The organism is Frankia gtarii (genome assembly GCF_025403375.1).
Classification (GTDB): domain Bacteria; phylum Actinomycetota; class Actinomycetes; order Frankiales; family Frankiaceae; genus Frankia; species Frankia gtarii.
On the sequence record NZ_JAMPTM010000258.1, the window covers coordinates 1 to 9,271 of the forward strand.

Here is a 9,271-nt window from a genome sequence, read left to right on the forward strand (position 1 = left end):
GGGCGGGGTCGAACCGCCGACCTTCCGCTTTTCAGGCGGGCGGTCAACGGTCGCGCCAGGCGGCGAGGACCTTCTCGACCGGCTCGGGGTCGGTGTGTGGGCGCGGGGATGGCGCCGGGGTGGCGGAGAAGCGCGGGGTCGGTGCGGCCTGGGTGATGCCGTCGAGTTCGACGACCGTGCCGCGGGCGGCGATCTGCGGGTGCGCGGCCACCTCGTCGAAGGTCAGCACCGGGGTGAGGCAGGCGTCGAGGTCGGCGAAGGCGGCCACCCACTCGTCGCGGGTGCGCCCCGCGAAGGTCTCGGTGAACCGGGCGCGCAGCACCGGCCAGCCCGCCTCGTCGTCCTGCGGCGGGAGGTCGGCGTCAGCGAGGCCCAGGCCGCGCAGCAGGTTCGCGTAGAAGGCCGCCTCCAGCGCCGCGACGGCGACGAACCGGCCGTCGGCGCAGGTGTAGGTGTCGAAGAACGGGGCGTGCCCGTCGAAGAGGTTGCTCTCGCGGGCGTCGTTCCACCGCCCCTGGCCGCGGAACGACCAGACCATCTGGGCGAGCAGGCTGACGCCGTCGACGATGGCGGCGTCGACGACCTGGCCCCGCCCGGAGCGCTGCACCTCGTGCAGCGCCGCGAGCACCCCGATGACGCCCTGCATCGCGCCGCCGGCGAAGCCGAGCAGGTTCAGCGGCGGCAGCGGCCGCTCGTCGGCACGCCCCAGTGCCCCGAGCACACCGGTCAGCGCGATGTAGTTGATGTCGTGGCCGGCCTGCTGGGCCAGCGGCCCCTGCTGGCCCCAGCCGGTGATCCGCCCGTAGACCAGCCGGGGGTTGCGGGCGAGGCAGTCCCCCGGGCCGATCCCGAGCCGCTCGGCGACGCCGGGACGCATCGCCTCCAACACGACGTCGGCCGCCGCGGCGAGGTCGAGGGCGGTGTCCCGGCCCTGCGGGGAGCGCAGGTCGACCGTCACGTGCCGGCGACCGCGCAGGACCGGATCGCCCGCCGTGGCCGGGTAGGGCCCACCGCCCGGCCGGTCCAGGCGCACCACGTCGGCGCCGAGGTCGGCGAGCGCCATCGCGGCCATCGCCACCTGCCCGAGGCCGGCGAGCTCCAGCACGCGCAGTCCGGCCAGCGGTCCCGCTCCCCGATCCATCTGACCTCCGGGTCTCGGCGAAAATGAAGCTCTGTCCACGTGTTTAGCGGATTTCGCCGCGACCGGCTCTCCGATCGACGCGTCCAGCGGTCAGCCGGCTCCGCCCGGCGCCGGCAGCTCCCGGCCGCACAGTCGCTCGTCGAGGACGTCGAAGGACCCGGCGGCGTTGGCCTGGACGAACGCGAGGCAGGTGGTGGGCCGGCCCAGGCTGGTGCTCAGGTCGATGGGCGAGATCAGGCCCCCGGCGTCGTAGCTGCGCACCGAGCGCAGGGCGTCGACGAAGCCCAGCCGGGTCGGGCAGGCGCCGGCCTCCTGCAGCCCCCGCAGGAACAGATCCGTGTCGATGTAGGCGATCATCGCGAGGTCCTGGCGGGGTTTGGCGATCTGGGGGGCGAAGCGCGTCATCGCGTCGAGGTAGCCGGCGATGGGCGCCCCGCCGGCCTCGAAGGGCCGGTAGAACACCGGCACGACGACGCCGGCCATGACGCCACCCGCGTCGGCCAGCAGCGCGCTGTCATAGCCGCTGGCCGAGAGGATCACCTTCGGCTTCCACCCGGTGGCGGGCAGCTCACGCAGCACCGCCGGCAGGTCCGGGGTGCCGACGACGGTGATCAGCGTGTTGGCGCCGGTGGCGGCGAGCCGCCGGGCGAGGTCGGCCGGGCTGTCGGCGTTCGCGGTGTAGCTGAACTGGTCGACGACGGGGATGCCGACCGCGCGCAGGCTCGCGGCGATCCGGCCGCCGGCGTCGCTGACACCCGTGGACAGGGCGGTGGTGAGCAGGATCGCCCGGGTGCCACCGCGGGACTTCACGAAGGTGCCGTAGGTGTCGGACACCGAACCGGTGGTGTAGGAGAACGAGAACATGTTCCGGTTGGTCGACCAGCTGTCGCTGGCGGCCAGGCCCGCCACGGGCACGTCCCGCTCGGCGAGGTAGCGCGCGCTGCCGTCGGCGGCCAGCGAGTACTCGAGGAGGCCGAAGTCCTGCTTGCCCTCGATCAGCTCCCGGGCGCCGATCGCGTTCGCCTCCGTCGTGCCCTGGTCGTCGCGCCAGTCGTAGACGATCTTCCGTCCGTGGATGCCGCCGCGGGCGTTCGCCAGGCCCAGCCGGGCGTCGATCGCGGCCCGCACGGCGGCCAGCGACGACGCGGTCGGGCCCGAGTCCGGGTAGAGCAGGCCTAAGCGGACCTGGTCCGCGCTGACCCCGGGGGTGTCGCAGTCGGCGGCCGCGGGCTGCGTGCCCGACGAGCAGGCGCCCAGCAGGGTGCCCAGCGCGAGCAACGCGACGGTCAGAACCAGACATATTCGGCGGCGAGGCATAGCGGCGGGACTCCCGAACGGGCACGAGGGACATGCGGAACACGGACCCGCGGAGGCGAAGGGCCGTTCCGGGCACGCCTGGACGTGCACTCTCCGGTACCCGCGGATCGTCGTAGCGCGGTCGGCGGCCGTCCGCGGGGCTTCCGCCGTGACATAACGCGCCTACCAGCCAGTTGTGACGTTAACGAAACACCGCGACAGGTGCCAGTTCGCCGGCTCGCGGGTGCTGGCCGTCACGCCGCCGCAGCGGCGCTCCGTAGCTGGGCTCGAGCCCGGGACCCGGCAATCTTGAAGGTTAAATAATCTACATATTAGAATGCCCTTCATCCGCTCCTCCGCTCCTCCGCTCCTCCGTCCGCTCGTCCGCTCGATCGAAGGAGACAGCGTGGCCGCAGGCGGTCCGCAACGGCCACGCGACGCCATCGGCCGGCGGGTACGCGTACCCAAGATGGCCGAGCTGGTCGCCTCGGATCTGCGGCAGGCCATCATCCGCAACACCCTCGCCGAGGGCCAGGCGCTGCCACCCGAGGCCGTGCTCATGGGGCAGTACGGGGTCTCGCGGCCCACCCTGCGGGAGGCGTTGCGCATCCTGGAGGCGGAGTCGCTCATCACGGTCCGCCGGGGCGCCGGCGGGGGGGCCCGCGTCCAGTCACCGAACCCGGCGGTCGCGGCCCGCTACGCGGGGCTGGTCCTGGAGCACCGCGGCACCACCGTCGCCGACGTCTGGGACGCCCGGCTGATGCTCGAGCCGCCGACGGCCGCCGCCCTCGCGCGCCGGCGCACCAAGGCCGACCTGCGGGCGCTGCGCGTGTCCCTGGCCGAGCACGCCGCGGCCACCGACCAGGCCCAGGGAGTGCGGCTGCACAACGAGTTCCACACCCTCGTGGTCAATCTCGCCGGCAACGAGACGCTCGCCCTGCTGATCAACCTGCTCGGCGAGATCATCAACCGGACGACCTGGACACGGGTCAAGGCCGACCTCGGCACCCCGGAACTGGAACGCGCCGAGCGCGACACCGTGCGGGTGCACGCCACCCTGGTCGACCTCGTCGAGACCGGGGACGCCGCCGGCGCGCAGGACCTGTGGCGGCGCCACCTCGGCGCCGGCGCCCGCTACCTCGGCCAGGGCGGACGCAACGAGGCCACCCTGGACCTGCTCGGGCGCCCCGGGGAGCTCGGGGCGCCCCTCGCCTCAGGCGGCTGGCTCGCGGGGTAGGCCCAGGACGCGCTCGGCGAGGATGTTGCGCTGCACCTCCGAGGTGCCCGCGTACACCGTCCCCGCCCGGGCGTTCAGCGAGACCTCCCACCAGCTCGTCGTCGACTCCGGGTCGGCGCCCGGGTCGTCGGTCCGCAGCGGCCGCGACGGGCCCTTGCCGACGAGCACCAGGCCGTCGAGCCCCTCGATGTCCAACGCCAGCTGGGTGACCTCGCGGTGGTACTCGCTCCAGTAGAGCTTCGACACCGACGACGCCGCCCCCAGCTCACCACCGGCCAGCACGTCGCTGAGGATCCGGTAGCCCAGGAAGCGCATGACCTCCACCCGGGCCCGGAAGTACGCCAGCCGCCGACGCACCACGGGATCGTCCGCGACGCCGCGCCGGCGCGCCAGCTCCACCAGCCGGTCGAGCTCGGCGGCGAACAGGATCGGGTTGGTCGCCGCCTCCTCGCCGCGTTCGTAGGTCAGCAGGGTCGAGGCGACCTTCCACCCCTCACCGGGCCGGCCGACGATGGCGTCCGCGGGGCAGCGGGCGTCGGTGAAGAACACCTCGCAGAAGTCCTCCCCGCCGGTCATGTGCCGGATCGTGCGCACCTCGACTCCCGGCTGGTCCAGCGGCACCAGCAGGAACGACAGCCCCCGGTGCTTGGCCGCCTCGGGCTCGGTGCGCGCCAGCACGAAGATTCCCGTGCTGCGGTGCGCCCCCGACGTCCAGATCTTCTGTCCGTCGATGTGCCACTCGCCGTCGACCAGGCGCGCCCGGGTGGCCGCGGCGGCGAGGTCGGAGCCGGCGTTCGGCTCGGAGAACCCCTGGCACCACACCTGCTGGCCGGACAGCAGGTGTGGCAGGATCGCCGCCTTCTGCGCCTCGGTGCCGTAGCGCAGCAGGGTGTTGCCCAGCATCTTCACGCTCGTGGAGTCCTGCGGCTGCACCCCGAACGGCACCCCGGCCCGGGTCAGCTCCTCCACCAGCACCACCTGATGCAGGGTGGTCAGCCCCCGGCCGCCGAACTCCACCGGCCAGGCCACCCCCAGCAGCCCACGGCGGAACAGCGTCGAACGCCAGCCGACCACGAACTCGCGCACCGCCGCCGCGTCGCCCAGCGCCCCCGTCCCCGGCCAGCCCGGGGGCAGTTCCTCCGCCAGCACTGCCCGCACCTCGGCACGGAACTGCTCGACCTCCGCCGGATACCGCGTGTCCACCCGAACCTCCACACACCCGCGACGGCTAGAATTAGGTAAACAATATCCCTATCCTTGTGTCTCGAGCACAGGGTCCCGCCAACGTCCACCGATCCCGCCGTCGCATCGCGGTGCCCGGCCCCGTCCTCCGCTGGAGGTTCCGTGCAGTTCCGGTACAGTCCCGAGCACGAAGAGCTGCGCCGCGGCATCCGGCGCTTCTTCACCGAGGTCGCCGACGCCGATGCGGTGCGCCGCGACATGGCCACCGACACCGGGTGGGACCCGGGCACCTGGCAGCGGCTGTGCGACGAGCTGGAGCTACCGGCTCTCGCCGTGCCGGAGGAGTACGGCGGGGCCGGGTTCGGCCTCGTCGAGCTGGGCATCGCGTTCAACGAGGCCGGGCGCAGCCTGCTGTGCGCGCCGCTGCTGTCGACCAGCCTCGCCACCCAGGCGCTGCTGCACGCCGGCGACGCCGCGGCCGCCGCCGCCCACCTGCCCGGCCTGGCCGCCGGCACCATCACCGGTACCCTCGCCGCCCGCGAACACGGCCGGGCCTGGGACGCCACGCCCGCCACGACGGCCGAGCGCGCCGGGGACGGCTGGGCGCTGACCGGTGTCAAGGACTGGGTGCTCGACGGGCAGAGCGCCGGGTTGTTCGTCGTCACCGCCACCACCGCCGCCGGGACGTCGCTGTTCCTCGTCGACGCGGGCGCGGCGGGGCTGACCGTCGAGGCGCTGCCCGTCGTCGACCCGACCCGGCGGGTGACCCGGGTGACCCTCGCCGGCACGCCCGGTGTCCTGCTCGGCGCCGACGGCGCCGGGGCGCCGGCCCTGGCCCGGACCCTGGACGTGGCGGTCACCCTGCTCGCCGCCGAGCAGCTCGGCGTCGCCGAGGCGGCCCTGGCGTCGGCGGTGGAGTACGCCGGCCAGCGCGTGCAGTTCGGCCGGCCGATCGGCTCCTTCCAGGCGATCAAGCACAAGCTGGCGAGCGTGCTGCTGGAGGTGGAGGCCGCCGTGTCCGCGACGATGTACGCGGCGTGGACGGCCGACGAGGCCCCCGCCGAGCTGCCCGAGGTGGCCAGCATCGCCGGCCTGACCTGCTCGGAGGCGGCCCTGCTCGCCGCCGGTGAGAACGTCCAGGTACACGGCGGCATCGGCTTCACCTGGGAGCATTCCGCCCACCTCTACCTCAAGCGGGCCACGACCGACCGGCTGCTGCTGCGCGACCCGCAGCAGCAGCTCGACCGCATCGCCGCGCTCGCCGGCATCACCGCCCAGGTGTCCGCCGCGCCGGACGGGGCCGTGTCGCCCGACGTGCTGGCCGGGCTCACGCGGCGTTGAGCCCGACCGGCGGGCGGCGCGTGGCCGGCAGCCGGCGCCGGGCGGACGGTTCAGCCGAACACGTCCAGGACGGTGGTGCCGTCGCCGCGTTCCAGGTAGTCCCGGCCGGCGACCAGGTGGCGGCGCCACAGCCGCTCGGCGCGTTCGGCGTCGCGGGCCTCGATGAGGTCGACGACCCGGGCGTGGGCGGCGCGGCTGCGGGCGACCGCCGTGGCCAGGTCGGGCGAGCCGGCGTCCGACTGCACCCGCGACCGGTCGGCGAGCTCCACGATGTGCTCGATCATGCGCATGAGGACCTGCAGCGTCTGGTTGCCGGTCAGCTCGATCAACAACGGATGGAACCGCTCGAGGCGACGCAGCGTCTCCAGCGGCGACGCGGCGGGGTCGGCCGGCTCCTCCAGGGCCGCCCGCAGCCGGGCGATCTCTCCCGGGCCGCCGGCACGGGCGAGGTGAGCGACCGCCTGCGGCTCGGTGACCTCGCGGACCTGCAGCACGTCGGCAAGCCCGGTGCCCTGGTGCTGCAGGATCAGGCCGGCGTAGCGGGCGGCGACGTCGACGTTCGGGGGGCGCACCCGCGCCCCGCCGCCCGGCCCCATCCGCACCAGGATGAGCGATTCGCTTTCCAGCACGCGAAACGCCTCGCGCAGCGTCGGACGCGAGACGTGGAACTGGGCCATCAGTGCGCTTTCGGAGGGCAACGCCTCGCCGGCGGCGAGCTCCCCGCGCACGATCTGCCGGCGCAGGTGGCTGGCGACGAGTTCGGCCGACTTCGGCTGGCGCACCCGCCGGTCCGCCTCCGGGCGTTCCTCGTGGGCGGCTCCGACCGGCTCGGCAACAGACATGTCCGCAGCTTCCTCACGACGACATTCGCGTCGCCGGCGGTACCGGCCCGCTCTACAACCGATTCCTTCATACCCCACATCCGGCCAACGCCGCAGATCGCCGCGGCACGCCGGCCGCCCAGGATGACCATTCGCTTGACTGGCCGGAAGGTCAGCGCAAATGTGCCCTGGGGGCCTCCGTGACCTCGACAAGCCGTGACCTCGACAAGCCGTGATCTAAACAAGCCGTGACCTCGACCACTAGGAGTGCGTCCGTGTCCGAAACCCCCACCCGCGTCGCGATCGTCACCGGGGCGGCCCGTGGCATCGGCGCCGCGATCGCCCAGCGCCTGTCCCACGACGGCCTGGCGGTCGCCGTGCTCGACCTGGAGGAGGCCGCCGCCAAGGGCACCGTCGAGGCGATCACCGCGGCCGGCGGTCGCGCCCTGGCGGTCGGCGCGGACGTCGCCGACCCCGAGCAGGTCACCGCGGCGGTCGCGGCCGTCACCGAGGGGCTCGGGGCGCCGACCGTGCTGATCAACAACGCCGGCATCACCCGGGACAATCTGCTGTTCAAGATGAGCGAGGCCGACTGGGACTCGGTGATCGGCGTGCACCTGCGCGGCGCGTTCCTGATGACCCGCGCGGTTCAGAAGCACATGGTCGACGCCGGCTGGGGCCGCATCGTCAACCTGTCGAGCACGTCGGCGCTGGGCAACCGCGGCCAGTTGAACTACTCCACCGCCAAGGCCGGCCTGCAGGGCTTCACGAAGACGGCGGCGATCGAGCTCGGCAAGTTCGGCGTCACCGCGAACTGCATCGCGCCGGGCTTCATCGCCAGCGACATGACCCGGGCCACCGCCGCCCGCATGGGCAAGACCTGGGAGGAGTACGTCGCCGCGTCGTCGGGGGTGATCCCGGTCGGCCGGGTCGGCGAGGTCGACGACATCGCGCACACCGTGTCGTTCTTCGTCAGCGAGGGCGCCGGCTTCGTCTCCGGCCAGATCATCTACGTCGCCGGCGGGCCGAAGGCTTGACCACGACGACCGGACGGGCCGAGCCGCACGAGGTCGAGGCCCGCGAGTACGCCGAGACCCGGTTCCGGGTGCAGCCTCCCACCCACGGCGACGACGGCACCCGGGTGCGGATGCGGACCGGCCCGTGGCTCGCCGGGCCGGGCGGCGTCATGACGGTCGGGTCGCTCGGCGTCGTCGTCGATGACGCGCTCGGCTCGACGATCCTGCGGGCCCGCCTCGGCGACCAGCATTCGGTGACCTCCCAGCTCTCGCTGGAGATCGTCGTCCCCCCGCCGTGGCCCGGCCCGGAGCTGACCGCGCACGCGACGCTACTCGGCCGCGACATCGTCGGCGGGCTCGCGGCGGCCACCGTGTTCGACGGCGAGGGCCGGGTGGTGGCCGTGGCCACCGGCCGCTGCCGCTACGTGCCGGCGGACATCCTGCCGCCAGGCGGCATGCGCCCGCCCCTGCCACCCGCGGACCACGGCTCCCTGTTCGAGACCCTCGATCTGCCGTCGGCGTCGGCGTCGGCCGGGGCGATCCCCGAGCAGGCGTCGCCGCCGGCGGCCGGGTCGGTGCCGGCCGCCGGGGAGACGCGGCCCGAGGCGGGCTGGCCGGCGCTCGTCCTGCCGAGCGGTCCCGGGATGCAGAACCCGCACAACACGGTGCACGGCGGTGTGCTGCTGTGCGGCTCCGAGCTCGCGGTGGCGCTGGCGGACCCGGACGGGCCGCCGCACACCACGTCGGTCCGGATCAGCTTCCTGCGCCCCGGCGACGGCAGCCATCCCGTCACCTTCACGACCCGCGCGGTCCACCGCGGCCGTTCCCTGGCCGTGTACGAGGTCAGCGCAGGCGGCCCGGCGGGCCGTCCGTACACGGTGGCGACGGTGATCCGCGAGCGCTGACCGTCACGGCCGCCGCCACGGTGGTCAGGATTTGCCTACGCTGAGTGACGTCACTACGGTGCACGCATGCGGAGTCCCGAGGACCGGGTAAGCGTCCTGATCGTCGGCGCCGGCCCGACCGGTCTGCTGCTCGCCGCCGAGCTGGTGCGGCGCGGGGTGCCCGCCCGAGTTGTGGACCGGGCCACCACCCGACCTCCCGGCAGCCGCGCCCTCGCCGTCAGCGGCCGCACGCTGATGCTGCTCGACGACCTGGGCCTGGCCGCCGAGGCGGTGCGCCGCGGTCATCCGCTGCGCCAGATCGAGGTACACGACGCGGGCGGGCGGCAGGGGGT

At 73.9% G+C, this 9,271-nt stretch carries 9 protein-coding genes; 5 read left to right on the forward strand and 4 right to left on the reverse strand.

The genetic code is table 11. The annotated features are described in order from the left end of the window. Positions 1-43: 43 nt before the first annotated feature. Together NBZ83_RS26040 and NBZ83_RS26045 are read right to left on the reverse strand one after the other, a co-directional pair. A complete protein-coding gene (locus tag NBZ83_RS26040; protein ID WP_261567261.1) occupies positions 44-1,141 on the reverse strand; it encodes a CaiB/BaiF CoA transferase family protein in 1,098 nt (365 codons plus the stop codon). 90 nt (positions 1,142-1,231) lie between these two features. Continuing rightward, positions 1,232-2,458, reverse strand: a complete 1,227-nt coding sequence (locus tag NBZ83_RS26045) for an ABC transporter substrate-binding protein (RefSeq protein ID WP_261575983.1) — start codon at positions 2,456-2,458, stop codon at positions 1,232-1,234. A 385-nt stretch (positions 2,459-2,843) separates the two neighbouring features. Between NBZ83_RS26045 and NBZ83_RS26050 the strand changes: the two genes are divergently transcribed. Continuing rightward, the gene (locus NBZ83_RS26050; RefSeq protein WP_261575984.1) at positions 2,844-3,674 is read left to right on the forward strand and encodes a FadR/GntR family transcriptional regulator; all 831 of its coding nucleotides are present in this window, start codon (positions 2,844-2,846) and stop codon (positions 3,672-3,674) included. Here NBZ83_RS26050 and NBZ83_RS26055 read toward each other — a convergent pair. Beyond that, a complete protein-coding gene (locus tag NBZ83_RS26055; protein WP_261567264.1) occupies positions 3,651-4,877 on the reverse strand; it encodes an acyl-CoA dehydrogenase family protein in 1,227 nt (408 codons plus the stop codon). The two genes, NBZ83_RS26050 and NBZ83_RS26055, sit on opposite strands and share 24 nt — an antisense overlap. Before the next feature lie 141 nt (positions 4,878-5,018). Between NBZ83_RS26055 and NBZ83_RS26060 the strand changes: the two genes are divergently transcribed. Continuing rightward, a complete protein-coding gene (locus tag NBZ83_RS26060) occupies positions 5,019-6,197 on the forward strand; it encodes an acyl-CoA dehydrogenase family protein (protein ID WP_261567265.1) in 1,179 nt (392 codons plus the stop codon). A gap of 50 nt (positions 6,198-6,247) precedes the next feature. On the opposite strand, the gene NBZ83_RS26065 is transcribed toward NBZ83_RS26060, so the two are convergent. Beyond that, the gene (locus tag NBZ83_RS26065) at positions 6,248-7,039 is read right to left on the reverse strand and encodes a FadR/GntR family transcriptional regulator (protein ID WP_261567266.1); all 792 of its coding nucleotides are present in this window, start codon (positions 7,037-7,039) and stop codon (positions 6,248-6,250) included. Between the two features lie 254 nt (positions 7,040-7,293). Between NBZ83_RS26065 and NBZ83_RS26070 the strand changes: the two genes are divergently transcribed. From NBZ83_RS26070 to NBZ83_RS26080, 3 genes are all read left to right on the forward strand, one after another. Then, entirely contained in the window at positions 7,294-8,055 is a 762-nt protein-coding gene (locus tag NBZ83_RS26070; protein ID WP_251748410.1) for an SDR family oxidoreductase, read from the forward strand. Beyond that, the gene (locus tag NBZ83_RS26075) at positions 8,052-8,939 is read left to right on the forward strand and encodes a PaaI family thioesterase (RefSeq protein ID WP_261575985.1); all 888 of its coding nucleotides are present in this window, start codon (positions 8,052-8,054) and stop codon (positions 8,937-8,939) included. Before NBZ83_RS26070 ends, NBZ83_RS26075 begins: the two co-directional genes overlap by 4 nt. Before the next feature lie 66 nt (positions 8,940-9,005). Beyond that, the coding region (locus tag NBZ83_RS26080; RefSeq protein ID WP_261575986.1) for an FAD-dependent monooxygenase at positions 9,006-9,271 on the forward strand (266 nt) is incomplete at its 3' end.